Annotated in this window: 27 protein-coding genes and 1 tRNA gene; 14 read left to right on the forward strand and 14 right to left on the reverse strand. The window is 30.8% G+C overall.

Features of this window, described 5'->3' with window-relative positions:
- Positions 1-16 precede the first annotated feature (16 nt).
- The 8 genes from AC28QF_RS09605 to AC28QF_RS09640 form a co-directional block, all read right to left on the reverse strand.
- Complete coding sequence (locus tag AC28QF_RS09605; protein WP_488201555.1) at positions 17-1156, reverse strand: geranylgeranyl reductase family protein; 1140 nt, start codon at positions 1154-1156, stop codon at positions 17-19.
- Between the two features lie 30 nt (positions 1157-1186).
- On the reverse strand, positions 1187-2203 hold the full coding sequence (locus tag AC28QF_RS09610) for an endonuclease/exonuclease/phosphatase family protein (RefSeq protein ID WP_488201554.1): 1017 nt from the start codon (positions 2201-2203) through the stop codon (positions 1187-1189).
- A gap of 4 nt (positions 2204-2207) precedes the next feature.
- Positions 2208-3065: a rhomboid family intramembrane serine protease gene (locus AC28QF_RS09615; RefSeq protein WP_488201553.1), complete on the reverse strand. Its 858-nt coding sequence runs from the start codon at positions 3063-3065 to the stop codon at positions 2208-2210.
- A 38-nt stretch (positions 3066-3103) separates the two neighbouring features.
- Positions 3104-3829, reverse strand: a complete 726-nt coding sequence (locus AC28QF_RS09620) for a rhomboid family intramembrane serine protease (RefSeq protein WP_488201552.1) — start codon at positions 3827-3829, stop codon at positions 3104-3106.
- Positions 3830-3838: 9 nt separating this feature from the next.
- On the reverse strand, positions 3839-5698 hold the full coding sequence (gene mutL, locus AC28QF_RS09625) for a DNA mismatch repair endonuclease MutL (RefSeq protein WP_488201551.1): 1860 nt from the start codon (positions 5696-5698) through the stop codon (positions 3839-3841).
- Complete coding sequence (locus AC28QF_RS09630) at positions 5698-5982, reverse strand: riboflavin synthase subunit beta (protein ID WP_488201550.1); 285 nt, start codon at positions 5980-5982, stop codon at positions 5698-5700. The genes mutL and AC28QF_RS09630 overlap by 1 nt, the downstream gene beginning before the upstream one ends.
- 175 nt (positions 5983-6157) lie before the next feature.
- Positions 6158-6664: a 6,7-dimethyl-8-ribityllumazine synthase gene (gene ribH / locus AC28QF_RS09635; RefSeq protein WP_488201549.1), complete on the reverse strand. Its 507-nt coding sequence runs from the start codon at positions 6662-6664 to the stop codon at positions 6158-6160.
- Positions 6664-7446: a tetratricopeptide repeat protein gene (locus AC28QF_RS09640; protein ID WP_488201548.1), complete on the reverse strand. Its 783-nt coding sequence runs from the start codon at positions 7444-7446 to the stop codon at positions 6664-6666. Before AC28QF_RS09640 ends, ribH begins: the two co-directional genes overlap by 1 nt.
- 114 nt (positions 7447-7560) lie before the next feature.
- Here AC28QF_RS09640 and recF point away from each other — a divergent pair, with 114 nt between their 5' ends.
- On the forward strand, positions 7561-8640 hold the full coding sequence (gene recF, locus AC28QF_RS09645) for a DNA replication/repair protein RecF (protein ID WP_488201547.1): 1080 nt from the start codon (positions 7561-7563) through the stop codon (positions 8638-8640).
- A gap of 81 nt (positions 8641-8721) precedes the next feature.
- Positions 8722-9018, forward strand: a complete 297-nt coding sequence (locus AC28QF_RS09650; protein ID WP_488201546.1) for a DciA family protein — start codon at positions 8722-8724, stop codon at positions 9016-9018.
- Positions 9019-9600: 582 nt separating this feature from the next.
- Here AC28QF_RS09650 and AC28QF_RS09655 read toward each other — a convergent pair.
- The gene (locus tag AC28QF_RS09655) at positions 9601-10020 is read right to left on the reverse strand and encodes a nucleoside-diphosphate kinase (RefSeq protein ID WP_218771098.1); all 420 of its coding nucleotides are present in this window, start codon (positions 10018-10020) and stop codon (positions 9601-9603) included.
- A 93-nt stretch (positions 10021-10113) separates the two neighbouring features.
- Between AC28QF_RS09655 and AC28QF_RS09660 the strand changes: the two genes are divergently transcribed.
- The 5 genes from AC28QF_RS09660 (at position 10114) to AC28QF_RS09680 (ending at position 14091) form a co-directional block, all read left to right on the forward strand.
- On the forward strand, positions 10114-11142 hold the full coding sequence (locus AC28QF_RS09660) for a DHH family phosphoesterase (RefSeq protein WP_488201545.1): 1029 nt from the start codon (positions 10114-10116) through the stop codon (positions 11140-11142).
- Positions 11132-11656, forward strand: coding sequence for a gliding motility-associated peptidyl-prolyl isomerase GldI (gene gldI, locus AC28QF_RS09665; protein ID WP_488201544.1), 525 nt, complete (start codon positions 11132-11134; stop codon positions 11654-11656). Before AC28QF_RS09660 ends, gldI begins: the two co-directional genes overlap by 11 nt.
- 13 nt (positions 11657-11669) lie before the next feature.
- On the forward strand, positions 11670-12395 hold the full coding sequence (bamJ, locus tag AC28QF_RS09670) for a BamJ family beta-barrel-assembly machinery protein (protein WP_488201543.1): 726 nt from the start codon (positions 11670-11672) through the stop codon (positions 12393-12395).
- 89 nt (positions 12396-12484) lie between these two features.
- A complete protein-coding gene (locus tag AC28QF_RS09675) occupies positions 12485-13528 on the forward strand; it encodes a peptidylprolyl isomerase (RefSeq protein WP_488201542.1) in 1044 nt (347 codons plus the stop codon).
- Positions 13529-13530: 2 nt separating this feature from the next.
- The gene (locus AC28QF_RS09680) at positions 13531-14091 is read left to right on the forward strand and encodes a phosphatase PAP2 family protein (RefSeq protein ID WP_488201541.1); all 561 of its coding nucleotides are present in this window, start codon (positions 13531-13533) and stop codon (positions 14089-14091) included.
- 217 nt (positions 14092-14308) lie between these two features.
- Here AC28QF_RS09680 and AC28QF_RS09685 read toward each other — a convergent pair.
- A tRNA-Ser gene (locus AC28QF_RS09685) sits at positions 14309-14393 on the reverse strand.
- Between the two features lie 334 nt (positions 14394-14727).
- On the opposite strand from AC28QF_RS09685, the gene aroC reads away from it, so the two are divergent.
- The 6 genes from aroC (at position 14728) to AC28QF_RS09715 (ending at position 20766) form a co-directional block, all read left to right on the forward strand.
- Entirely contained in the window at positions 14728-15789 is a 1062-nt protein-coding gene (gene aroC / locus AC28QF_RS09690) for a chorismate synthase (protein ID WP_488201540.1), read from the forward strand.
- Complete coding sequence (locus tag AC28QF_RS09695) at positions 15790-16326, forward strand: Crp/Fnr family transcriptional regulator (protein WP_488201539.1); 537 nt, start codon at positions 15790-15792, stop codon at positions 16324-16326. It abuts the gene before it with no gap.
- 33 nt (positions 16327-16359) lie between these two features.
- The gene (locus tag AC28QF_RS09700) at positions 16360-16932 is read left to right on the forward strand and encodes a DinB family protein (RefSeq protein ID WP_488201538.1); all 573 of its coding nucleotides are present in this window, start codon (positions 16360-16362) and stop codon (positions 16930-16932) included.
- Positions 16933-17157: 225 nt separating this feature from the next.
- On the forward strand, positions 17158-18072 hold the full coding sequence (locus AC28QF_RS09705) for a helix-turn-helix domain-containing protein (protein WP_488201537.1): 915 nt from the start codon (positions 17158-17160) through the stop codon (positions 18070-18072).
- Positions 18073-18173: 101 nt separating this feature from the next.
- Complete coding sequence (locus AC28QF_RS09710) at positions 18174-18602, forward strand: nuclear transport factor 2 family protein (protein WP_488201536.1); 429 nt, start codon at positions 18174-18176, stop codon at positions 18600-18602.
- Positions 18592-20766, forward strand: a complete 2175-nt coding sequence (locus tag AC28QF_RS09715) for a DUF5916 domain-containing protein (RefSeq protein WP_488201535.1) — start codon at positions 18592-18594, stop codon at positions 20764-20766. Before AC28QF_RS09710 ends, AC28QF_RS09715 begins: the two co-directional genes overlap by 11 nt.
- Before the next feature lie 64 nt (positions 20767-20830).
- On the opposite strand, the gene AC28QF_RS09720 is transcribed toward AC28QF_RS09715, so the two are convergent.
- The 4 genes from AC28QF_RS09720 to AC28QF_RS09735 form a co-directional block, all read right to left on the reverse strand.
- Positions 20831-22462: a dihydrolipoyl dehydrogenase family protein gene (locus AC28QF_RS09720; RefSeq protein WP_488201534.1), complete on the reverse strand. Its 1632-nt coding sequence runs from the start codon at positions 22460-22462 to the stop codon at positions 20831-20833.
- Positions 22463-22465: 3 nt separating this feature from the next.
- Positions 22466-23461, reverse strand: a complete 996-nt coding sequence (gene pdhA, locus AC28QF_RS09725) for a pyruvate dehydrogenase (acetyl-transferring) E1 component subunit alpha (protein WP_488201533.1) — start codon at positions 23459-23461, stop codon at positions 22466-22468.
- 142 nt (positions 23462-23603) lie between these two features.
- Positions 23604-24284, reverse strand: coding sequence for a hypothetical protein (locus AC28QF_RS09730; protein WP_488201532.1), 681 nt, complete (start codon positions 24282-24284; stop codon positions 23604-23606).
- 86 nt (positions 24285-24370) lie between these two features.
- A complete protein-coding gene (locus AC28QF_RS09735; RefSeq protein WP_488201531.1) occupies positions 24371-25036 on the reverse strand; it encodes a M15 family metallopeptidase in 666 nt (221 codons plus the stop codon).
- 219 nt (positions 25037-25255) lie between these two features.
- On the opposite strand from AC28QF_RS09735, the gene AC28QF_RS09740 reads away from it, so the two are divergent.
- Entirely contained in the window at positions 25256-25543 is a 288-nt protein-coding gene (locus tag AC28QF_RS09740; protein WP_488201530.1) for a hypothetical protein, read from the forward strand.
- The last annotated feature ends 66 nt before the right edge of the window (positions 25544-25609 follow it).

A 25609-nucleotide genomic window follows, 5' to 3' on the forward strand; every position in this document is an offset into this window, starting at 1 on the left:
ATTTAAAAATCTTCGACTAAGAAACCAACGATTTTATTTTATTTTTTATTGTTTGTTTAATGTCTTTAGGGTACGAGCGTTTTCCGTGAAAAACATCAGCCATTGCTTCGCTAAAACGTTGTCCGTATTTTTTTAATAAAAGATTACGGATAGTTTTTTGCTCGTAAAACCACTTAGAAAGCCATAAGCCAGTGTTAAGTTCTGGTAGTAATTTTTCATCTAGTTTGTCAAGGTATAATTCCTCAGCAAGTTTATCGTTTAGGTTACTTTCAATTATTGCTTCAGCAGCTAATTTACCGCTATAAATAGCATTTGATATACCTTCAGCAGTAACAGGGTCAGCAAAACCAGCAGCATCTCCAATTAAAAATACGTTGTTTTTCACGAATCCATCAGTTCTTGGCGCTACAGGAATTTGGAATCCGTGTTGAGATTCGCTAATAACATTAGTAATACCAAGTGTTTCCATATACTCTTGGTAAAATTTCTTTAAATTTATTTTTGTTCTTCTTGCAGAGGCAACACCTATTGATAAGTGGTTTTTCTTAGGGAAACTCCAAGCATAGCCATAAGGTATAGCATCAATGTCAAATCTTACTTCGTCTTTTAATCTATTAAAGTCGTCTTCAGAAACTTCTACTTCATATTCTAAAGCAGGTATTAATTTTCGAGTATCTTCTTTCCATCCAGCCATTTTTGCAGTAGGGCTTAAAGCACCGTCTGCAGCAATTATAAATTTAGCAGAAAGCTCTCCTTGAGATGTTTTTAATGTGATTTTATCATCAGAAAAATGCAATTCATTTAACTTATGATTCTCTAGTAGTGTAACACCAAGTTCCTTTGCTTTTTTTACAATTAAATGATCAAAAGAATCTCTCATAATCATAGTAACAGTAGGGTCTTCTCTTTGTGTTTTAAAGTGTAGTTTCTCTCCTAAGTAAATATCGATTGTATGAAATTCACGTTCAACAACAGAAGAAATATCAAAAGGTAAATCATTACGGCCCCTAAAAACAAATCCGCCACCACAAGTTTTGTAACGGGGTAATGTTTCTTTTTCAATAATAACAGTTGAAATTCCTTTTTTAGCCAAGTGAAAGGCCGTTGAAGCCCCAGAAGGTCCACTACCAATAATGGCTACATCAAAATGTTGCATAAGTTGTTTTTTTGAGATGCAATATACACATTACTTCCAATGTAAACGTGTCATAATAGGGTAGTGGTCTGATAATTTAATAGCACTATATGTTTTGTAGTGATTTATTGTTGCCTTGTTATCAGTAAAAATAAAATCGATACGCATAGGATATACATATCTAAAAGATTTCCCTAAGCCAATACCAGCTTCTAAAAAAGCATCCTTTTTGTTTTTAGAGAGTTTGTTGTAAACCCAAGAATACGCGGTGTTGTTAAAGTCACCACACACAATTTTTTTTCCTTTCCATAAGGTTTCATGTTGAAAGATAAGCTCAGCTTGACTTACTTGTTTTTTAAAACCGTTAGATAAACGTTTAAATAGGCGTTCAGAATCTTTCTCTCCGAAATTTACTTTCTCCGGATTTATCTTCAAAGATTCTAAGTGTACATTGTAAATGCGAATTGTGTCTTTGTTTTTTAAAATATCAGTAAAAATAGTATTGTTAGCACTGTTTTTAAAATTTAAAGAGCCTGAGTTTATAATAGGGTATTTCGAGTAAATAGCAAGTCCGAATTTATTAGCTTTCGACTTGGTTTTAATGTATTTATAAGGAAGTTTTATGTTTAATGATTTAGATCTGTAAAACTCTTGCATAACAAGAACATCGGGATCTTCATTATCAATAAAATCATAAATCTTTTGTTCGGTAGTGCTATCTTCTAGATGTTTATAATGGTTGAATAACCGTACATTATAACTCATCACTTTTAAATCGTTATTTAATATGAATTCTTTATTAGAAAATTTTATTAAAGGCGGAGAAATGAAATAGCCAACGACTAATATAAGTAGTGATAATAAAGCGTTTTTATGTAGTTTAAGTAACCAGTATATAAAAAAAGCAATATTTAAAATAACTAATAAAGGAACAAATAAACTAAAAATGGCAAGAGCAGGGATTGTTTTTGGAGATAGAAAAGGTAACACGTAAGAGAGCAACAAAAAAGTTGCAAAAACTGAATTGATAAAGAACATCAACTTACGGACAAGTGAATATTTTTTCATTTGATTATTTACCTTGTTTAAATAAAAAGTCTTTCTCGTTTTTTGTTAAAGTATCATAACCTGATTTACTTATTTTATCTAGAATACTATCTATTTCAGCTTGGTTTTCTGTTTTTTTGTAGTTGTTTTTTGATGGTTTTTTTCCGGATTTATAAACTGTTTTTAAAGGTTTTTCCTTTCTCTCAAAAAACTTTTTTAGCGGTTTTAGAATCTCTAACTCTTTATTGCTGGCTCTAACAACATATAAAAATCCAAATATAGCACCACCAATGTGTGCAAGGTGTCCACCAGCATTACCTGCAGGTATTTGTATAATATCAATAGCTATCCAAATACAAGCTAAAGTCCATAATTTCACAAAACCAATTAAAGGAAATTTTAATTGGTAATTAGGAATATAGGTTGCAATACCGATAAAAATTGCAGAAATTCCTGCTGATGCTCCAAGTAAAACACTAATGTTAGCTTCTTTTAATAATACAGGAAAAATAGCATAACTAATTAAAAATAAGATTCCGCCAAATAAGGTTCCTAGAAGGTAAAAATTTAGTAATTGTTTAGAGGTGAAATATTGTTTAAAAAGATGCCCGATATAGAATAAAGCAACTAAGTTTAATAGTATATGAAGAAAACTGGTATGTAAAAATCCGTAAGTAATAATTGTCCACGGTTTGTATAAAAACTCATCAAAGCTGGCAGGTAAAGAAAACCATTCAACCAATAAGTTATTATTAGATTGAAATAAAAATCCAAAAGTATTGGTAATAAAAACCAATAAAAAAATAGCAAGATTTACGTAGATAAGTTGCTCTACAATACCTGCATTTTTAAAACGATATTTTAAATTATCTAAAGTATTCATCAATTTTCTTTTTCTTTCAAGGTATCTAATATACTACATTAATGAGTTTTAAACTGGTTTTTTTTCCAATACCAAGCAATAATAAAACCAATAATAGCGCCTCCAATATGTGCGAAATGCGCAATATTACCAATTGAGTATTTTGTAACACCAAAAAATAAATCACTAGCAATCATTACCGGGATAAAGTATTTCGCTGCAATTGGCACAGGAAAAAAGATCAACGCTAATTTTGCATCCGGAAACGTTAATCCGAAGGCAACTAATATACCATAAACAGCACCTGAAGCACCAACGGCAGGCGTATGGTACAAGCTGTAAAACTCGCTCATTGTTCTGTTAGAAAGCGTTATTATATTTTCATTGTACTGCCCTGTAGTTAAAATGTTTTGTATTTCGGAAGGAGAAAGCCCTAAGGCTACTATTTGCTCGTATATACCATTAAATTGGTAATAATTTACAAGTGTATATATCAACCCAGCACCTATACCTGCAGAGAAGTAAAAAAATATAAATTTATTTCTACCCCACATTTGTTCTAAAGGAGTACCAAAAGCCCATAACGCATACATGTTAAAAAGTAAATGCATTGTTCCGCCATGCATAAAAGTATGCGTAACGTATTGCCAAACACCAAAATGCTCGTTTTGAGGATAATGTAAAGCAAATATATTTGTTAAGTCTAAATTTAAAAATTGCGGCGCAAAATACATAATCACGTTAATGATTATTAAATGTTTTATAGCGTCAGTTAATTTTCCCATATTTTTATTTTATTTATTAAAAATGGTGTCAATTTCGTTTAAAGTCAATGTTTTAAACGTTGGTTTACCTAAAGGCGATGTATTTGGTTCTTTACAAGAAAATAGATCGTCAACTAAGTTTTCTTGTTCTTTAGTAGATAATACTGTTCCTGTTTTTATAGCCAATGATTTTGCAAAAGACTTTGCCATTACATCAAAATGGCTAAAGCTAGTATCTGGTACTTCTAGCTTAATATCGTCTAATAATTGTTCTAAAATTAAAGTGATTTGACTTTCACTTATTGATGTTGGGATTCCGCCAATAACAACACTTTCTTTCGTGAATTCATCAAACATAAAACCAGCACTTTCTAAATCAGATTTTATCGTATAAATCATTTCAATATCTGCTTTAGAAAAAGAAATATTTACAGGAAATAATAATTGTTGACTACTAGCTTCTTTTACGGTGATATTCTCTAAAAATTCTTCGTATAAAATACGTTGATGCGCTAATGATTGGTTGATTAAAACAACGCCCGATTTGATAGAACTTAATAAATATTTTTTTTGAATCTGAAAAGTTTTACCCGTTTCAGTTTCTTGATGACTTTCAAAAAGTTGTTCTTGTTTTGCCGTTTCTAACGGTTCTGTATTTGTATATAAAGCTTCCCAGTTGCTGGTTTCTTTTTTAAAGTTAGATTGATAACTTACCGATTTAGAACTCTGTGAGTCGTTTGAGTTATTTGATTTAGATTCGTAGTTAGTTTCTGTTTTAAATGGATTAAATGTAGGGTCTACGCTAATCGGAGGAACAACGGATGATGTCCTTTTATTTTTGCTATAATCGTACGGAGTATCAAGTGTAGCGTCTCTGTTAAAATCTAAGACTGGTGCAACATTGTATTGCCCTAAGCTATGTTTTACAGTAGCACGTAAAATAGCATACAATGCTTTTTCATTATCAAACTTAATCTCAGTTTTTGTTGGGTGAATATTTATATCGATGCTATTTGGCGGCACTTCTAAATATAAAAAATAAGACGGATGCGAACCGTACTCTAACAAACCTTCAAAAGCATTAGAAACGGCATGATTTAAGTAAGAACTTTTTATAAATCGGTTGTTTACAAAAAAGTATTGTTCACCTCTTTTCTTTTTAGCAAACTCAGGCTTTGCAGTAAATCCGTTTATAGTAATAATATCGGTTTGCTCAGAAATAGGAACTAATTTTTCGTTCATTTTTGCACCGAAAATAGCTACAATTCGTTTACGTAAATTACTTTTCTTTAAATGATAAACCTCTGTGTTATTGTGATGTAATAAAAATGCAATATTAGGATGCGCTAATGCAACTCTTTGAAATTCATCTACAATATGACGCGTTTCAATAGTATCTGATTTTAAGAAATTTCTTCTTGCTGGGATGTTGTAAAACAAATTTTTAACAGCGATACTTGTTCCTTTGGAAGTTGAAACAGGTTCTTGAGAAACAATTTTACTTCCTTCTATTTTTATTTGAGAACCTAGTTCTTCATCTTCTTGTTTCGTTTTTAACTCAACATGCGCAATCGCAGCAATAGAAGCCAGCGCTTCACCACGGAAACCTTTGGTATTTAGGTTAAATAAATCTTGAGCATCTTTAATTTTAGAAGTAGCATGACGCTCGAAACTTAAACGAGCATCGGTAGCACTCATTCCTTTACCGTCGTCAATTACTTGAATTAACGTTTTACCGGCATCTTTTATTAAAAGCTTTATAGAACTAGCACCTGCATCAATCGAATTTTCTACCAATTCTTTAACTACAGAAGCGGGCCTTTGTACTACTTCACCTGCAGCAATTTGATTCGCCACATGATCAGGAAGCAATTGTATTATATCTGACATTAGTTGTTTTTAGATAAAAATATAGAAAGATCAAATTCGATAAAAAATAAAAATAATAGCAGTAAAATAGCAATTATAATTAGGATTGTAGGGTTGAAACCACCATTTTCAGAACTTTTAAATTCATTAATAGCATCAGTAAATTTCCCTTTTAATCCTTTTGATTTACCAACAGTTGTACGGTATTTATCAAATTTATGTTTTACTTGATAAGGATTTCCTTCGCCTTTGTAATAAGTAGGCTTGTAATCGAATTTTTTATTTTCTCTTTTAATAAATCCCATAAAATGCTGTTGTTTTGAATACTATAGTGTAACAAAAATCACACCAAATTAAGACGAAATTCAAAGTTACTGAATTATGAATAAGTGGTCAAAAATTATGACTAAATTAAAGTTAAAAAAAGAACCAAAATGATAAACATCTTGGTTCTTTTTTTAATTGTATTTTTTATGATCTCTAAAATCCTAAAGAACCTTTAGGTCTTTCTAGGTTTTTAATAGCAGCCATTTTTACAGCAGCTACGGCACATTCAATACCTTTGTTTCCTAATTCTCCTCCAGAGCGATCTAAAGATTGTTGCTTAGTGTTATCTGTTAAGACACAAAAAATAACAGGAACATCGTATTTAATGTTTAAATCTACAATTCCTTGTGTTACTCCTTCACAAACAAAATCGAAGTGCTTTGTTTCTCCCTGAATTACGTTTCCAATTGCAATTACAGCATCTACTTTTTGAGATTCTATCATTTTTTTACAACCGTACACCAATTCGAAACTTCCTGGTACATCCCAAGAAATAATGTTTTCTTCTGTTGCTCCGCAATCTAAAAGTGTTTCTATGGTACCTTTTTGTAGGTTGCCAGTAATTTCAGGATTCCATTCTGAAACAACAATCCCAAATCGAAAAGATTTCGCATTTGGGATTGAAGCTTTATCGTAGTATGATAAATTTGTTGTTGCCATTATTGAGCATATTTTGCGCTGTTGATATATTTTTCAATATCTCTACCTTGATCAGTAGTTGCGTATTTTTCTTTAATGCTTGTGTATAATTTTTCAGCAGTACTATAATCCTTTAAGTCCATAGCAATTTGAGCTGCTTTGAATAAAAATAAAGGAGATGTAAAGTCATTATCTTTTTTGTTGGCTGCTTTTTGGTAATAAGCTAAAGCATCTTCTGGTTGGTTAATATCAGCAAAAGCATCACCGATAGCACCTAAAGCAGTTGGGCCTAATAATTCATCATCAGAATTAAAATCACTTAAATAATCAATTGCCTTTTCGTATTTTTTCATTTTTAAGTAAGAAATACCAGCATAATAGTTTGCTAAGTTTCCTGCTTTAGTTCCACTAAAATCAGCAGCTATATCAGTAAAACCATATTTTCCGTCACCACCAGTTAATCCTAAATTATATAAAGAATCAGCAGCAACACCTGCAGATATAGTAGCCTTTGCAAAGAAAGTTCTTGGGTAAGCTAATTCGTTAGATGCTTCTTGTTCGTTAGGTTCAGCAACAAACTTAGTATATGCTAAATATCCTAAAATTAAAGCAGCAACAGTTATCAATCCGTAAAATAAAGGCTTGCTGTTTTTTTCAATCCATTGTTCAGATTTGTTGGCTGTATCGTCTAAAGTATTAAATACTTCGGCGGTAGTACTTTGAGATTCATCAAAGTTTTCTACTTCTTCCTGTGCAAACTTTTCTTTTTTAGGTTTATAACCTCTTTTCTTGTATGTAGCCATAATTGCTTAAAAATTAGTGGCGACAAAAATAGGTTTTTAAATTGGATTTTAAAAATCAGTTATTCGTAAAAAAAATGATAATTTGCACTTTCTTTTTCGAAATAATTCTCATTCATGTATTTGCAGAAAATATCACTAGTAAATTTTAAAAATATAGAAACGCAAACCTTTGATTTTCAGAAGAAAATAAATTGTTTTGTGGGTAATAACGGAATTGGAAAAACCAATGTGCTTGATGCTATTTACTATTTATCATTTGCAAAAAGTTATTTTAATTCAGTTGCTGGGCAGAATATTCGTCATGGTCAAGATTTTTTTATGATCGAAGGAGATTACTTATTAGGCGACAGAAATGAGAAAATTTTGTGCTCTTTAAAAAGAGGTCAGAAAAAAATGTTGAAAAGAAACGGAAAGGCATACGAAAAGTTTTCTGAACACATCGGTCATTTGCCTTTGGTAATTATTTCACCAGCCGATAGAGATTTAATTGTTGAAGGAAGTGAAACACGCAGGAAATTTATAGATGGCGTTATTTCTCAGCAAGATAAAAGCTATTTACAAGGATTAATTTCGTATAATAAGATAATAAGTCAGCGTAACGCTTTGTTAAAGTATTTTGCAGCAAACAGAATTTTTGATGCATTAAATTTAAAAGTGTACGATGAGCAATTAGTTGAATACGGAACCGTTATTTATAATAAGAGAAAAGCTTTTTTAGAAGAATTTGTGCCTATTTTTAATGAAAAACACCAAATTATATCAGGGGCGAAGGAAGAAGTGAATTTACGCTATAAAAGTCAGTTGCACGATTCTTCTTTAACGGATTTGTTTGCGCAAAGCTTAGAGAAAGATAGGTTGTTACAATACACGTCGTCAGGAATTCATAAAGACGATTTAAATTTTGAAATAGGAGAATATCCGATTAAAAAATTTGGTTCTCAAGGACAACAAAAATCATATTTAATAGCGTTAAAGTTGGCGCAGTTCGAGTTTATAAAAAAACAATCTAACGTAACTCCAATTTTATTATTAGATGATATTTTTGATAAATTAGATGAAAATCGTGTTGCGCAAATAGTAGATTTGGTAAATAATGATGCTTTTGGACAAATTTTTATTACCGATACACATTTTGATCGTACCGAGAGTGTCATAAAAAAGAGCAATCAAGAATATCAAATTTTTAAATTATAATGTCATTACCACAGGATAACGAAGTAATCATTTAAAAGGTTATTTCATTTTGTTCACAAAGACATATTAGTATAATTAATTATGGCAAAAAGAGAAAACGATAGTCTTTCAATGAAAGATTTATTAGGTAGTTTTATAAAAGAAGGAAACTTAAATAAAGGTTTTCAGAAAATCCACATAGACGAAGCTTGGGGTAAAATGATGGGTCCAGGTGTGGAGTCATATACAAGGGAAGTGAAATTGCAAAACGGAACTTTAATAGTTAGTTTAACTTCGTCAGCGTTAAGAGAGCAATTAAGTTACGGAAAAGATAAAATTATAACTATGATTAACGAAGAAATGGGCGAAACATTGGTGAAAAAGTTAATGTTAGTCTAATTTTTTAATTAAATAAGAAGTTTGTCAGTGGATTTATTTTTTTTTGAATAAAGAAAATATCCAATGAGCAATTAACGACCCAAAAGGAATTAAAAGAAGTAGGTAGGTGAAATTTCAAAATAATTTCATTGCTAATTGTCCTCCTTGAAACTCCTCTTTTTCCGTAAGTATAAATGATAAATTACCTGCAAGAAAGTAACAAATAACTATCCATAATAATGAAAACACAAAGGATGTTTTTATTATTGATTTAAGAGAGCGATAAAACAAATTGTTAGGTTGTGTTATTTTTTTTACTCCTAAGTAAACAGATATTTGTAGCGAGATGATTCCGAACCAAGATATAAATGTTCCTAGAGGAATATTATGATTATAGCTTAAGGGGTGGGTTAATAAAGGAGAACCCGTAATTAATAATGTAAAAGTTATAATTAAAATAGTTGAAGCCCCAAGAAAAGAAGTTTTTCTTTTTTCATATCTAATAAAATTTGATAAAAGCGAATTTATTTAAAAATAATTTAAATAAAAAAAACTCGTTACCATAATAGTAACGAGTTTTTTTATATTTTAAGAAGTTTGTTCTTAGAACATCTCTCTACCAGAAAAATGGAAAGCACCTTCAATAGCAGCATTTTCATCAGAATCAGATCCGTGAACAGCGTTTTCACCAATAGAAGTAGCAAACATTTTACGAATAGTTCCTTCAGCAGCATCTGCAGGATTTGTAGCACCGATTAAAGTTCTAAAATCTTCAACAGCGTTGTCTTTTTCTAAAACAGCAGCGATAATTGGTCCGCGAGTCATAAACTCAACTAATTCACCAAAGAAAGGGCGTTCGTTATGCACAGCATAAAAAGCTTCAGCATCACGCTTAGTCATTTGAGTTTTTTTCATTGCTACGATTCTAAAACCTGCAGCATTAATTTTGTCTAATATTGCACCAGTATGTCCGTTTTCAACACCATCTGGTTTAATCATTGTAAAAGTTCTATTTGTTGCCATCTGTATTTGTTTTAATAGTTGTACGTGTGAACGTCACACAAAATCGGCGCGAAATTACACAATTTTTTTAATTTAATTGTATATTCGCCACTTATGATTTTAAAACACTTTACAGAACTCAAAGAATTTTTATCGCAACCTAAAAATATTGTGATAATAGGTCATAGGAATCCCGATGGTGATGCCGTTGGCTCTACTTTAGGATTAAAACATTATTTAGATAAAAAAGGACATACTGCTCAGGTGGTTATGCCTAATGAATATCCAGATTTTTTACATTGGATTCCTGGTTCAGATACCGTTTATCGTTTCGATCGCCAGAACAAGCAAAGTGTTCGGTCTTTAAATAATTCAGAAATTGTATTCCTTTTAGATTTTAATGCATTGCACAGAGTAGGAGGCGATATGCAGAACACTTTAGAACAATATGGTAATGATTTTACGTTGATAGATCATCATCAACAACCAGACGATTTTAAGTATATGTATTCAGATACTACCATGTCATCTACTTGCCAAATGGTTTATAATTTCATCGAAATGATGGGAGATGTTGCTATGATAGATGAGAACATAGCTACCTGTTTGTATACGGGTATTATGACAGATACAGGTTCTTTTCGTTTTAGATCTACCACAAGTACAACGCACCGTATTATTGCCGATTTAATTGATAAGGGAGCTAAGAATGATGAGATTCATAGCAATGTACACGATGCAAATTCATACAGCCGTTTGTTATTGTTGGGACAAGCCTTAAGTAATATGAAGTTGTTGCCAGAGTATAAAACAGCGTTTATAACTCTATCCGAAGAAGAAAAGAAAAAATTTAATTACGAAAAAGGAGATACAGAAGGTGTTGTGAACTATGCACTTTCTTTAAAAGGAATTGTATTTGCAGCTATTTTTATAGAGGATAAAGAACAAGGTATTATTAAAATGTCGCTTCGTAGTAAAGGGAAGTTTTCTGTAAATCAGTTTGCTAGAAATCATTTTACAGGAGGAGGACATGATAATGCAGCTGGAGGTAAAAGTTTAGAGTCGATGGAAGATACGATTGCAACATTTACAGCGTTATTACCTAACTATCAAAAAGAATTAGAAACGTCTTATGAAGTTTAATATAGTTTTTTTCTTGCTAGTTGTTTTAAGCATAAGTTCTTGTAAAGAGCCTGAAGCAAGAAGGCCTAAAAAACAAGGAACCGTTAACTTTTATAAAGAGGTTATTACTAAAAATAAAAAACTTAATGCTTTAGAGAAAGAGCGATTAGAAAACTTTATTTCTAAAGATACAATTCATAAATATATAGCTTCAGAAAGCGGATTTTGGTATACATATATTGTTAAAGATACTTTAAATACGGTAAAACCTAAATCAGAAGATCTTGTTTTATTAAAATATGATGTTTTAGATATACAAGGAAATATTATTTATCAGAATAAAGAAAGAAACTATAAAGTAGATAAAGAAGATTTTATTCCTGCATTACAAGACGGAATAAAGTTGATGAAAAAGGGAGAAACAATTATATTTGTAATTCCGTCTTACCGAGCTTATGGAGTTGTAGGAGATGGAAATAAGATTGTTGTAAATCAACCAATAAAAAGTACAGTAACATTAATCGAAATTAAATAACAAATAAATAAAAATGAAATTAACTAAAATTTTAGCAGCAGCAGTTGTAACCTTATCAATCGTATCATGCGGTAATAGCCAATTTGAAACAAAAAAATCATTAGCAACAGAAATAGATTCTGTAAGTTATAGTTTAGGTTTAGATATGGCGAATAAGATTAAAACAAATTTTGATGATATAGATCAAGGTTTATTCGTTCAGGGATTTAAAAACGGAATGGATTCTACCAATTTATTAGTTGAATCTAAAGATATAAACAATATTTTAAGAGTGTTTTTTCAGAAAAAACAAGAAGAGAAAATGAAGGAGAAACAAGCGCTTCAATCTAAAAAAGCAGAAGCAGAATTTGGAGATCATAAAAAAGCTGGTGAAGATTTCTTAGCTGAAAATAAAACAAAAGATGGTGTAAAAACAACCGCTAGTGGTTTGCAGTATATCGTTTTAAAAGAAGGTAACGGAGATGTGCCAACTGCAACTTCACGTGTAAAAGTTCATTACCACGGTACGTTAACAGACGGAACTGTTTTTGATAGCTCTGTAGATAGAGGTGAGCCAACAGAGTTTGGAGTAAGCCAAGTTATTAAAGGTTGGACAGAAGGTTTACAATTAATGAAGTCAGGAGCAAAGTATAAATTCTTTATTCCTCAAGATTTAGCGTACGGAGCGCAACAAAGAGGCGCAAAGATTAAGCCTTTTTCTGCTTTAGTGTTTGATGTAGAGTTACTTGAGATTAAGTAATAACAATATAAATAACTAAAATACAATTAGGTTAGTACTTGTTACTAACCTAATTGATTGTTTATAAGAGAATCTTAAAATTATAATAAATGAAGTTTTATAAAGTTTTAATAGCAGTATTGGTATTGTTTTCAGCTTGTAAATCTGTTAAATATCCAGATTTAGAAAACGGATTGTATGCAGATATACAAACCAATAGAGGAGATATTTTAATAAAGCTACACGAACAAGAAGTGCCAATGACGGTTGCTAATTTTGTTTCTTTAGCGGAAGGAGATAATCCTAAAATGACAGACTCTTTAAAAGGGAAACCTTACTATGATAAAACAAAATTTCATAGAGTTATTAATGATTTTATGGTTCAGGGAGGAGATATTACTGGTACAGGTGCTGGTAATGCAGGGTATAAGTTTGGAGATGAATTTCCTATGGATGAAAACGGACAATTAATTTATAAACACGATTCGCCAGGCGTATTGTCGATGGCAAATTCAGGAAAAGCAACAAACTCTAGTCAGTTTTTTATAACACATAAAGAAACACCTTGGTTAGATGGTTTACACTCAATTTTCGGTAAAGTACTATTTGGTCAAAATATTGTTGATATAATTAAGAAAAACGATTACATCAATCATGTAACTATAATCAGGGTTGGTAAAGAAGCCAAAAGATTTAAAGCAGTTGCCGTTTTCGAGCACGAATTAACCAATGTAGCAAAGCGAGAAGCTGAGCGTAAGAAAGCTGTGGAGGTTGCGAAACTTAAGTTTCAAGAAGAAAAAGGTATTAAAGATGCTGTTGAAACAGATTCAGGTTTAAAGATTTTAAGACTACAAAAAGGTGCCGGTAAAAGGGTCAACCCGGCATTACCAACCACGGTTCATTATACGTTGTATTTAGCAGATGGAAAAAAAATAGATTCTAGTTTAGATAAAAAACCATTTACTTTCACAATCAATAATCCAGAAAAACCATTAATAGCAGGTTGGAAAGAAGGTGTAAAAACAATGAGAGAAGGAGATAAATCAACATTTTTTATACCTTATTATCTAGGGTATGGTGAAGCTGGTTTAGGTCCAATCATAGGTAAATCTGATTTAATTTTTGAAATAGAAGTACTAAAAGTAGGTAAATAATTTTGATAGAAAACATTATACAAAAAGACAAGCAACTCCTAATTTATTTAAATAATTTAGGAAGTGAGCAATGGGACGGGCTTTGGTTGGCAATAACAAATCAGTTTAATTGGATTCCTTTATTCGTTTTTATATTTTTTTTGATATTTAAACATTATGGATGGAAAAAAGGATTGTTTACCATGGTTTTTATTGCGGCTTTAATTACTTTTTCAGATCAGATAACAAACGTTATAAGAGGTGTCTTTGAAAGATTAAGACCAAATAATGACCCGTCGATAAAAGAATCGCTTAGAACCTTAATAAGACCGCAGAGTTTTAGTTTTGCTTCTGGTCATGCAACAACATCTACAGTAGTTGCTGTTTTTTTAATTATGTTGTTAAAAAAACATGTACGTTATATTAAATTCCTGCTTTTTTTTCCTTTGGTTTTTGCCTATAGTAGATTGTATTTAGGGGTTCATTTTCCTATTGATATTTTATGTGGATTTATAAACGGAACAATAATTGGTTTTTCAGCATATTTTTTACACAAAACTTTATCTAGAAAAATATTCAATTAGTATTTTTAATAACTCTAGCAAAAAAACGATCCATTTTGTATAAAATGGATCGTTTTTTTTGTTTTGTAATTTTATAAGTAAATGTTTATTTGATAAAAATAGCTATTTCTAGGTATCTTTTATGAAAGAGAGTTTGTTAAAATAGAAAAAAGCTTACAAAGTAAGCTTTTCTCTTTAATCCCCTAAAAAAAAACCGAAGCGTAAGCTTCGGTTTTAGCGGAGAGTAAGGGATTCGAACCCCTGGACCTGTTACAGTCAACAGTTTTCAAGACTGCCGCATTCGACCACTCTGCCAACTCTCCTGAGTGTGCTACCAAGTATGTCCTGATTGCGGGTGCAAATATAGAACCTTTTTTTAGTTCTCAAAAAAAATAACGACTTTTTTTTAGCGTTTTTTTCGATAAATAACCAGTGCTAGTTGCAATTGTTTTGTTATCAGGTAGTTTGCTGTTTTGTGAAAATGATTTTATTTTTATAAAAATTATATTTCACCACTTTTACTTTTAAAATTTGAGTATTTAAATAGATTTAATGAATAAGTTCTTTTAGTTTTAGTGCCATTTTTAGGATAATTATAATTTAAAAGCCTCAATTTTTATTTCAAATAAATTATTTTTGTTTTAAAATAGATAAGGCATGTTTAATTCATTTGGGAATATTTTAAAACTAACCACTTTTGGTGAATCACACGGAATTGCAATAGGAGGAGTTATAGATGGTTTTCCGGCTGGAATGGTGGTAGACTTAAGTGCGGTTCAAAAAGAATTAGATCGACGTAAGCCAGGCCAATCTAAAATTGTAACCCAACGTAAAGAACCGGATACTGTTGAATTTTTATCAGGAATTTTTGAAGGGAAAACAACAGGGGCTTCTATTGGCTTTCAAATAAAAAACACCAATCAAAAAAGCAAAGATTATAATCATAATACAAATGTATATCGCCCATCGCATGCAGATTATACGTACGATAAAAAATATGGAATAAGAGATTATAGGGGTGGTGGTCGTACTTCGGCACGTGAAACTGCTAATTGGGTCGTTGCGGGTGCTTTGGCAAAGCAATTAATAAAGCATATTAATATAAATGCGTTCACTTCATCTGTTGGTGATGTATTTATGATGAAACCTTATCAGGATTTAGATTTTACGAAAACAGAAAGTAATGCTATTCGTTGTCCTGATGAAGCTTCTGCAGAAAAAATGATTACTAAGATTAAAGAAATAAAAAAAGCGGGCGATACTATTGGTGGTACAATTACTTGTGTAGCACAAAATATGCCTATTGGTTTAGGAGAGCCTATTTTTCATAAATTACATGCAGAGTTGGGTAAAGCAATGTTATCTATCAATGCTGTAAAAGGTTTTGAATTCGGAAGCGGATTTTGTGGAGCTAAAATGCAAGGTTCTGAGCATAATGATATTTTTAATGAAGATGGTACCACGCAATCAAATTTATCAGGGGGAATTCAAGGAGGTGTTTCAAACGGAATGGATATTTATTTTCGCGTAGCTTTTAAGCCAGTGGCTACTATTATGCAAAATCAACAAACGATTAATTCAGAGAATGAATTAACTGAAATACAAGGTAAAGGACGTCACGACCCTTGTGTGGTCCCGAGAGCCGTACCTATTGTAGAGGCGTTAACAGCTTTAGTATTGGCAGATTTTTGGTTGATGAATAAGACTCGAAAAATTTAAATGAATATTCATGAAAAATTATTGTCAGTTTTATCTGATGAATGGCAAAGTGAAGTTCTTTTAAAACGTAATGATTTTCTTGTTCAAAAGAATGTAATAGATACAAATTTGTACTTTGTTGTTGAAGGTTCTTTACGGGTTTTTATAGAGGATGAAACAGAAGAACACACTATTCGTTTTGGGTATAAAAACTCAATAATTGCGGCATTAGATTGTTTTTTAACCGATAAACCTACTCAGTTTTACATTCAAGCTTTAAAAAAGAGTCATTTAAAAGTGCTATCTAAAAAACGCTTTAATGAAGTAATGCATTCTTCGGATGCAAATAAAAAAGTGAGGGAGCAGATGCTACAGGGTTTTGTATATCAGCAAATAGAAAGAGAAGTAGATTTAATAACCTATTCACCACAAAAACGTTTTGAAAGAGTGTTGCATCGAAGTCCGCAGTTGTTTCAAGAGGTGCCACTAAAACACATCGCTTCTTATTTGCGTATGACACCAGAAACGGTATCAAGAATTTTAAAAACTCTTGATTAGGCTCAAGGATCATCAATTTAAAAATTATCAACTTTGAAAAAAATAAAAGGTATGATTTTTAAATCCGAAGAACTTATAAACGAATTAAAAGGGCAAGTAACTAACCACATTGCTTTTGTTGAGTATATAAAAAAGCTTCCAGAAAAAGAATTACAGCAAAAAAGAGTAGATAAGTCTTGGTCGGCACTTGAGTGTTTAGAGCATTTAAACTTGTATGCTGTATTTTACAATTCAGAAATAAAAAGATGTATTAAAAAATCATCAACAAAAACGAAGACTGAATTTAAAACAGGTTATTTAGGTAATAAATTTGCGTTAGATATGTTGCCGAAAGAAGGCATGAAAACAATGAATACGTTTAAAAGTAAGAACCCGAAGTATTCTACATTAAATGTTAATGATGTTTTAACTCGTTTTATAGCATTTCAATCAGAATTATTAATACTACTTGAATTTGCTAAAAAAGTTGATCTAACAGCTGTAAAAACTCCGATAACATTGCCTTTGTTAAAGTTTAGGCTAGGAGATACTTTTCGATTTGTAATTTATCATAATGAAAGACATATAGTACAAGCTAAAAAAGCATTAGAAAGTAAAATTAAGTAGCTCTTCAAACAAGTTTTTATAATTTAATAAGATTAAATGCTATTTTAGCGAACTAGCTTACAGCGAAAAAACTGTAGATTTTTAGATTTAAATATGTTTAATAACCCTATTCTTTTTTTTATTTGCTTCATTGGAGTTTTTAATGGTTTTTTAGCAAGTTTTTATTTTCTTTTTTTTAGCAAAGAAAAACGCGCTCAAAATTTATTTTTTGGTTTTTTATTATTGATGTTAAGTCTTAGAATAGGGAAATCTGTATATGCAATTTTTACACCGAAATTAGATAAGAGTTTTATTGTGTTACAGATAGGGTTGTCTGCATGTTTTTTAATAGGAGCTGCTTTGTTTTTTTACTTAAAATCTTCTGTTAAAAACATAAAAGTAATTCCACACTCATGGAAAATACATGTTTTAATATTAGTTTTTGCAATTTTTATTGTCGGATTTTTTAAGCCATATATATCAAATAAATTACTTTGGAATCAATATGTAATTCATATTATTTATGCCATTTGGGGAATTTATGTTTTGCTGTCAGGAGTTGTTTTAAAAGATGTTTTTATAAAGTTAGTTGCTAAAAATGAGAAATTGACTATTTCTGAATTATGGTTAATTTGGGTGTATATAGGTAATGCTTTAATTTATGCGGCTTATATCGTAGGTTACTTTTATTTGTACTTAGTAGGTACAATTACTTTTTCTATAGTGTTTTACGGGTTGTTAATTTTCTTGTTATTTAAAAGTAATAGAGAAAATGTATTTAAAGATATTCCTGAAAAATATGCTTTAAAAAAGATACAGAAATCCGAAGCAATTATTTTAATTAAATCTTTAAGTGAAGTAATGTCTGAAAGGCAATTTTATAGAAACACAAATATTAAAATAAAAGATATTGCTAAAGAATTAAATGTTTCATCACATCAATTATCTCAATTATTAAATGATAATTTAGGAAAAAGTTTTGCTTTGTTTATAAATGAGTACAGAATTGAAGCAGCAAAAAAGTTATTGCAAGAAAACAACCAGTTTACTTTAGAAGCTATTGGTTTTGAAGCTGGGTTTAGTTCTAAATCAACATTTTACGCTACTTTTAAAAAGATTGTCGGTAAAACTCCATCAGAATTTAAGAAACAATTTTCTTAGTTTCTTATCCTGTTTTATAATTTCGGACATTTCAATTATAATTATTTACTTCATTTTTTCGATGATTTTAGAGATTTGACAAAATCTTTAAAATTTACGACATGAGAAAATTACTTTTACTAATTGTAACACTTTTTAGTTTGCAAATTAGTCAAGCACAATCAGAAATTCCTTTAATTCAAAAAACATTAGAAAATTATATGGACGGAAGTTCTTATAATAAACTAGATGTTTTAGAAAGTGTATACACCGAAAATGCCACCTTGTTTTTATCAGGAAATGGGGATTTTAAAAGATATACACCAAAAGAATATGTAGCTTTTTTTAAGAACAAAAAGTATGGTGAATTTAACGGTAGGTATGCAAAAGTTTTGGCAATTGATATTGTAAAAGACATTGCAACAGCAAAAATTGAAATAGCTATTCCTGCAAGAAAATGGGTATATATCGATTTGTTTTTATTGAAGAAATTTGAAAATGGTTGGAAAGTAATTAGTAAAACTGCAACACGAATTGATAATGAAAAATAAAAGCAAGAAGTGTTTTTTATCGTTACTAATATTGTTTTTTTCTTTAGCTATGTATGCTCAAAAACCAACAATTAAGTTTGTCGATACACAAGTAAAAATTGATGGAAAATTTAATGAAGCTGTTTGGCAACAATTACCAGAATACACAGGTTTTTACAATTATGCGCCTACGGATATCGGTTTGGCAAAAAAACAATCATCCGTTCAAATGTTTCATGATAAAGAGTATTTATATGTGAAAGGAATTTACAATGATTCAACTGAAAAAACACAAGTTAGTACGTTAAAAAGAGATGCATCAATTTTTTTAAGTGATGCTTTTGTAATGGTTTTAGACACTCAAAATCAAAAGCAAAATGGATATTTCTTTGCAGTGAACTCTTTAGGAGCTCAAACTGATGGTTTAGTTAGTAGAAATAGTGAAGGTTATGATTTAAGTTTTAGCTGGAATTCAGTTTGGCAATCTAAAGCGATTTTAAATGGTACAAAGAAACAGTACGAAATAGCGATACCTTTAAAATCTTTAAATTTTAATAAAGATAATGGTGCTTTTGGAGTGCAATTTTATGTGCGTGATATTAAAAATAATTCTTGGACAATTTTAAGAAATGTAAAACGCAACTACGCGAATTTTGATCTACGATTTAATGAGGAATTTTTAATAGAAAACTTATCAGAAAAATCTAACTTAAGATATACTGTAACGCCATCTGTTACTTTAAATTATCAAAATAATGTAAAAGAAAATACCTCTAAAACGGCTTTTAAACCAAGTTTAGATGTGCAATATAACGTAACATCATCATTAAAGTTAGACGCTACTATAAATCCTGATTTTTCTCAAATTGATGTAGATCAACAAGTAACTAATTTAACTCGATTTGCAGTAGATTTTCCAGAAAGAAGAAACTTTTTTTTAGAAAATGCTGATTTGTTTTCTAACTTGGGTGTTTTCGGAATTAATCCGTTTTATTCTAGAAGAATTGGTTCAAGTTCTGATATTCAATTCGGATTAAAATTATCAGGAAATATATCTTCAAAAACAAGAATTGGTGTTTTAAATGTTCAAACAGAAAAAGAGAATGATATTGCTTCACAAAATTTTGGAGTGTTGGTTGCAGAGCATCAATTAACTAAAAATTTTACAACTACAGGCTTTTTTATCAACAGGCAAGTAGCTGAGAAATTTGACTTTAAAAATGACTATAACCGCGTTGCAGGTGTTAATGTAAATTATAAATCTGATAATAATAAATGGATAGGATTACTTAATTATGGTAAGAGTTTTAATAACGGAATTTCTAACGATAATTCATTTTATAACGCTAGTATTTATTTTAATAAAAGAGGATTTAACTTTAACACATCTGTAAGAAAATTAGAGAAAAATTATATTACAGATGTTGGTTTTACACCAAGATTGTATAATTATGATGCTATAAATAACCTGACTATTAGAGAAGGTTACTTGCAAATATCATCTGGAATTGAATATGAGAAATTCTATGAAAATTCTGATAAAATAAACTCAGTTCGTTTTATTAATTATGGATTAAATAATTATTTTGATATAAACGGAAAACTAACACAAACACAACATTTTTTAAATTCATCAGTGTTTTTTAAAAACCTATCTTCGGTTTATTATGTTGTTAATTATGATAATGTAGATTTAAAATATGGTTTTGATCCTTTAGGAAAAGGAAATCCGTTATCTCCAGGAAAGTATGATTTCGGAGTTTTAAAAGTAGGGTATAATTCTGCTAATAATCAAAAATTGCGTTATCAGGTAAATGTTCAAAAGGGAACATATTATGGCGGAAAAAGAGCTAGAGCGGGCGCATATTTAAATTATCAAATGTTACCATATGCAAATTTCGAACTATCCTACGATGTTAATAAGATAGATTTAAATGAATTAGGAAAAGAAACGTTTCATTTAACACGTTTTACGGGGCAAGTTTTCTTTAATAATCGATTAAATTGGACAACTTATGTACAGCATAATACGCAAAGAAATAATTTTAATGTAAATACAAGGTTACAGTGGGAGTACAAACCGTTGTCTTATGTTTATTTGGTTTTAAGTGATAACTTTAATCAAAACATAAAACGACAAAATTGGGGAGTTGCTTTTAAAATGAATTACCGTTTTGATTTTTAATAATTATTTTAAACTAAAAAAGCTCGCAAATTGCGAGCTTTTTTTAAGGTATATTATTAAAAAACTATGCTAACATTGTAACAGGGTTTTCAATAAATGTTTTTAATGTTTGTAAAAACTGAGCACCAACAGCTCCGTCAACCGTTCTGTGGTCGCAAGCTAAAGTTAATTTCATCGTGTTACCAACTACAATTGCACCGTCTTTAACAACAGGTTTTTGTATAATGGCCCCAACAGATAAAATTGCAGAGTTAGGTTGGTTTATAATAGAAGTAAAGCTTTCGATACCAAACATACCTAAATTAGAAACAGTAAAAGTACTTCCTTGCATTTCTGCTGGAGTAATTTTCTTGTGTCTTGCTTTACCTGCTAAATCACGAACCGAAGCTCCGATTTGCGTTAAGCTTAAAGTATCTGTATGTTTTACAACAGGTACCACTAGGCCTTCATCAACAGCTACTGCAACACCAATGTGAATATGGCTGTGAAATAACGTATTGTTATCTGTCCAGCTAGTATTTACATTCGGGTGTTTTTTTAATGCCATAGCACACGCTTTTACAACCATATCGTTAAATGATACTTTAGTATCAGGAATCGAATTAATTGTTTTACGAGAAGCCATTGCATTGTCCATATCTACTTCAATATTTAAGTAGAAGTGAGGTGCAGAGAATTTAGAATTTCCTAATGCTTTAGCTATTGCTTTACGCATTTGAGAATTTTTAACTTCTGATGTATTTTCTTCTCCCGCAACAGCAAAGTTTGCTACTGAAGATGGAGTAGAGGTGTTAGTATTCGTTTTAGTTGTGGTAGCTGGAGTTTCAGTTTTAGCAGATGGAGTGTAATTTTCTACATCTTTTTTAACGATACGCCCGTTTTCTCCAGAACCTTTAACATCAGCTAAATTAATTCCTTTATCTACGGCTATTTTTTTAGCTAGTGGAGAAGCAAATATTCTACCTCCAGAATGGGTTGTTGTAGTTTTAGTAGCTACGTTTTTTTCCTTTTTTTGATCGGCTTTCTTGTTCTCTTCTTTAGGAGCAGCAGTTGCATTTCCTGATTTCTGAGAAGCTAATACAGCATCAATATCTGTTCCTTCCTTACCAATAATAGCAAGTAAAGTATCTACAGGAGCAGCTTCACCTTCTTGAACACCGATGTGTAATAAAACACCTTCGTTAAAAGATTCAAACTCCATTGTAGCTTTATCAGTTTCAATTTCAGCTAAAATATCACCTTCTTCAACTTTGTCTCCAACACTTTTTAACCAAGAAGCTACTGTACCTTCTTCCATGGTATCACTTAGTCGAGGCATGTTAATAACAATTGCACCTTCAGGAGTTGCTGTTGTTTCATTCTCGTTAGTGTTATTTTCGCCAGTGCTTTTTTCTTCTTGCTTAGAGGTCTCTTCTTTATCAGTAGAATTTCCGTTTAATAAAGAAGTAATGTCTTCACCCTCTTCACCAATAATAGCGAGTAAAGTATCAACAGGAGAAGCTTCACCTTCTTGAACACCGATGTGTAATAAAACACCTTCATGAAAAGATTCAAACTCCATTGTAGCTTTATCAGTTTCGATTTCGGCTAAAATATCACCTTCTTCAACTTTGTCTCCAACGTTTTTTAACCAAGAAGCTACCACTCCTTCTTCCATCGTGTCGCTTAAGCGAGGCATGTTTATAATTGTAGCCATGGTTTACTTAGATTTTATAAATGGATAGTCTTCTTGTTCGTATACCATATCATGTAATTGGTTTATTTCAGGATATGGAGATTCATCAGCAAATTTTTCACATTCATTTACTAAATCTTTAACTTCTTTTTTAATAGCTTCTATTTCTTCATCAGAAGCATATTTGTTTTCTTTAATAATCTCTAATACTTGCGAAATAGGGTCAATTTTTCTGTACTCTTCAACTTCGTCTTTTGTTCTGTAATGCTGTGCATCAGACATTGAGTGACCTCTATATCGGTAAGTTTTCATTTCTAAGAAAGTTGGTCCTTCACCACGACGAGCTCTTTGAACAGCTTCATCAACAGCTTCGGCAACTTTTATAGGATTCATTCCGTCAACCGGTCCACAAGGCATTTCATACCCTAAACCTAATTTCCAGATATCAGTATGATTAGCGGTTCTTTCTACAGAAGTTCCCATTGCGTAACCATTGTTTTCAACGATGAAAATCACTGGTAACTTCCAGTTCATAGCCATGTTAAAAGTTTCGTGTAAAGATCCTTGACGTGCTGCTCCATCACCAAAATAACAAAGAGTTACGGCATCATTACCTTTGTATTTGTCTCCAAAAGCTAATCCTGCTCCTAAAGGAATTTGACCACCAACAATTCCGTGACCACCGTAAAAACCAAATTCTTTTGAAAAAATATGCATAGAACCTCCCATACCTTTAGAGGTACCTGTAACTTTACCGTATAATTCGGCCATTACACGTTTAGGGTCTTCCCCCATACCAATTGGTTGTACGTGGTTACGATATGCAGTAATCATTTTATCTTTAGTTAAATCCATTGCGTGCAATGAACCAGCTAAAACAGCCTCTTGACCGTTATATAAGTGTAAAAAACCTCTTACCTTTTGTTGAATGTAAACGGCTGCTAGCTTATCTTCAAACTTTCTCCAAAATAGCATGTCTCTATACCAATTGATATAGGTTTCTTTGGTTATTTTATTCATTATATATTAGTTGTTTATTTAAAGTTTGTTTGTTTTGCGTATTTTAAAACGCAACTACAAAAGTAAGTAGTTTTTGGTAATTTTAAAAAAGTTCTTGTTAAAAGTTATAGCAAGGTTTTTTTTGCACTAAAATCTCTATCCTTTAATTTTTTTGCTTTGCTATAATAATTGATGCTTTTGCGCCTGTAGCTAAATTCCATTGGTTAGATGAAATTAGCATTCCTGCATCATTAAAAATTTTAAATCCTGCGGTGTTAGGCCCTGAACTTCCTTGGTTTAAAGCTATGATTTCAATCGTATTTATACCTTCATCCAAAGGGATATTAAAAGATTGATAACTTTGTTTAAGGGTTATATTGCTAACTACTGGAATATTATTTACAAGGATCATTACTCTGTCTCCGTCTGGGTATTGAAAGTCTCGGCAAATGATATTTACATTCTTAGATTTTGTACTAAAACTACCTAAATCTTGATCGATAACAGGGTAGTTGTACATTCCGTTTATTTTTTGGAAAGATTTTAGGTATTGCTGTTCTGCTATTTTAGCTTTGGTTAAAATACCTTTATTCTCTAAATTTCTTTCAGCTTGTTTCTTTTTAAGGTCCTTTTGTTGTTTGGTATGTGCCGTTTTAAAACCATCATTATTTTTAAAATCTAACGATGTTGGTTTTTTAACTTCTTTAGATGCGGCAGGTATATTACCAAAAGAAGAAGAGTTATTGTTTTTTTTATTGCCAAAAGAACCGTCAAGCTGCGCAAAACTATACGTGCTTATGCTTAACGTAATAATAAATAAAAAGAAGTGCAGTTTTTTTGTCATTCCAAATAAATCTAGGCAAATATAATGCCCATTTTTTTTCTTTGTCTAAACAAAGCGTTAAAACTTACTTATTAAGTAAGTAGTTCTTAATTAATAGGAAACTTAAAATAAGTTTTAGGAAAGGGTTCGTTTCTTAAAGTAAAATGCCACCATTCTTTAGAGTAAGGTCTAAAGTTATATTTACGCATTATAGTTTGTAATAATTGCCTGTTTTCTTTTTGTGCTTTTGTTAATTTAGGATATAAAATATGTGAAGAGATACCAAAAAAATCATACGGACTTCCCATGTCTAATTCTTTATTTATTTTTAAATCGATAATTGTTAAATCGACTGTGCTACCACGAGAATGACCAGATTTTGACGATATATATCCCTTTTTAAAAAGCTGTCTTTTCTTAACATTCGGATAGTATTGCTGCTTCATTAATGTGTCACTCATAACACGAGCCCATTTTACAAAATGGTTTACAGCAGTTTGTGGCCTGTAAGCATCAAAAACTTTAAGACTCAATTCTTTTTTTAGCAATTCGTCTTGTACTTTATTTAATGCCTTGGCCGCTTTTGTAGTGATAATAAGTGCGTTTTCTTGATACCCATTAATTGCAGTACCTACAAAATTATTATCAGAGCAATACCTAAGTTCTTTTTTTATTGAAGGAGCAATTTCTTGTAAATAAGAAAAGCCTTTTGGTAGTTGCTGTGATTGAACGAAAAAAGAAAAGAAGAATAGAATAAAAGTAATATGTTTCATAAGGTAAAAATAAGAAAATGTTTTTTAAATCGTTAGAGAAAAAAGGCTTCCAAAAAACAACATTATTTTATTGTTAAATCTATTATGTATATGTGTTTTGATTGCGTATTAGTATTTATTAACATGTGTATGTTGTTAAAAGTGTAATTATTGTTTATTTTTACTGAGTAATATGTTTTTTCATATGTATTAGTAAATAACCTATAATTCCCCAGTTATATGATTCCAATTAGCAATATTCAAATTATTGAAAAAGAACAAATTAAATTTTTAAATTTTTCGAAAGCAGATGTTTTAGGAAAGAAAAATGATCAACTTAACCGTTTTTTAGATTTAAAAAGAGCTTTGGCTCTTGGTAATTTAGAAAAAGGAAAAGTAAGAATTACCTTTGTAGATGATTCTGGCTTAAAAATGGTAGAAACTACTATATGGGGACTGACAGAAAAGTCGGTCATCTTAAAAAAATCAACAATTATTCCGCTACAAAGAATTTTAGGAGTAGCGTAAATAACAAAAACCCACACTTTATAAAGTGTGGGTTTTTGTTATTAGATAGATGTTCTTTTCTTTAAA

The organism is Tenacibaculum sp. M1.3A, assembly GCF_057732375.1.

What these genes read in the sequence shown, in the direction of transcription:
- AC28QF_RS09620 (WP_488201552.1), bottom strand. Translation starts at nt 3,829, where the DNA reads ATGGGAAAATTAACTGACGCTATAAAACATTTAATAATCATTAACGTG.
- mutL (WP_488201551.1), bottom strand. Translation starts at nt 5,698, where the DNA reads ATGTCAGATATAATACAATTGCTTCCTGATCATGTGGCGAATCAAATT.
- AC28QF_RS09640 (WP_488201548.1), bottom strand. Translation starts at nt 7,446, where the DNA reads ATGGCTACATACAAGAAAAGAGGTTATAAACCTAAAAAAGAAAAGTTT.
- AC28QF_RS09675 (WP_488201542.1), top strand. Translation starts at nt 12,485, where the DNA reads ATGAAGTTTTATAAAGTTTTAATAGCAGTATTGGTATTGTTTTCAGCT.
- aroC (WP_488201540.1), top strand. Translation starts at nt 14,728, where the DNA reads ATGTTTAATTCATTTGGGAATATTTTAAAACTAACCACTTTTGGTGAA.
- AC28QF_RS09740 (WP_488201530.1), top strand. Translation starts at nt 25,256, where the DNA reads ATGATTCCAATTAGCAATATTCAAATTATTGAAAAAGAACAAATTAAA.
- bamJ (WP_488201543.1), top strand. Translation starts at nt 11,670, where the DNA reads ATGAAATTAACTAAAATTTTAGCAGCAGCAGTTGTAACCTTATCAATC.
- AC28QF_RS09720 (WP_488201534.1), bottom strand. Translation starts at nt 22,462, where the DNA reads ATGGCTACAATTATAAACATGCCTCGCTTAAGCGACACGATGGAAGAA.
- AC28QF_RS09655 (WP_218771098.1), bottom strand. Translation starts at nt 10,020, where the DNA reads ATGGCAACAAATAGAACTTTTACAATGATTAAACCAGATGGTGTTGAA.
- AC28QF_RS09735 (WP_488201531.1), bottom strand. Translation starts at nt 25,036, where the DNA reads ATGAAACATATTACTTTTATTCTATTCTTCTTTTCTTTTTTCGTTCAA.
- AC28QF_RS09605 (WP_488201555.1), bottom strand. Translation starts at nt 1,156, where the DNA reads ATGCAACATTTTGATGTAGCCATTATTGGTAGTGGACCTTCTGGGGCT.
- AC28QF_RS09730 (WP_488201532.1), bottom strand. Translation starts at nt 24,284, where the DNA reads ATGACAAAAAAACTGCACTTCTTTTTATTTATTATTACGTTAAGCATA.
- AC28QF_RS09695 (WP_488201539.1), top strand. Translation starts at nt 15,790, where the DNA reads ATGAATATTCATGAAAAATTATTGTCAGTTTTATCTGATGAATGGCAA.
- AC28QF_RS09660 (WP_488201545.1), top strand. Translation starts at nt 10,114, where the DNA reads ATGATTTTAAAACACTTTACAGAACTCAAAGAATTTTTATCGCAACCT.
- AC28QF_RS09715 (WP_488201535.1), top strand. Translation starts at nt 18,592, where the DNA reads ATGAAAAATAAAAGCAAGAAGTGTTTTTTATCGTTACTAATATTGTTT.
- AC28QF_RS09650 (WP_488201546.1), top strand. Translation starts at nt 8,722, where the DNA reads ATGGCAAAAAGAGAAAACGATAGTCTTTCAATGAAAGATTTATTAGGT.
- pdhA (WP_488201533.1), bottom strand. Translation starts at nt 23,461, where the DNA reads ATGAATAAAATAACCAAAGAAACCTATATCAATTGGTATAGAGACATG.
- recF (WP_488201547.1), top strand. Translation starts at nt 7,561, where the DNA reads ATGTATTTGCAGAAAATATCACTAGTAAATTTTAAAAATATAGAAACG.
- AC28QF_RS09610 (WP_488201554.1), bottom strand. Translation starts at nt 2,203, where the DNA reads ATGAAAAAATATTCACTTGTCCGTAAGTTGATGTTCTTTATCAATTCA.
- gldI (WP_488201544.1), top strand. Translation starts at nt 11,132, where the DNA reads ATGAAGTTTAATATAGTTTTTTTCTTGCTAGTTGTTTTAAGCATAAGT.
- AC28QF_RS09705 (WP_488201537.1), top strand. Translation starts at nt 17,158, where the DNA reads ATGTTAAGTCTTAGAATAGGGAAATCTGTATATGCAATTTTTACACCG.
- ribH (WP_488201549.1), bottom strand. Translation starts at nt 6,664, where the DNA reads ATGGCAACAACAAATTTATCATACTACGATAAAGCTTCAATCCCAAAT.
- AC28QF_RS09710 (WP_488201536.1), top strand. Translation starts at nt 18,174, where the DNA reads ATGAGAAAATTACTTTTACTAATTGTAACACTTTTTAGTTTGCAAATT.
- AC28QF_RS09615 (WP_488201553.1), bottom strand. Translation starts at nt 3,065, where the DNA reads ATGAATACTTTAGATAATTTAAAATATCGTTTTAAAAATGCAGGTATT.
- AC28QF_RS09630 (WP_488201550.1), bottom strand. Translation starts at nt 5,982, where the DNA reads ATGGGATTTATTAAAAGAGAAAATAAAAAATTCGATTACAAGCCTACT.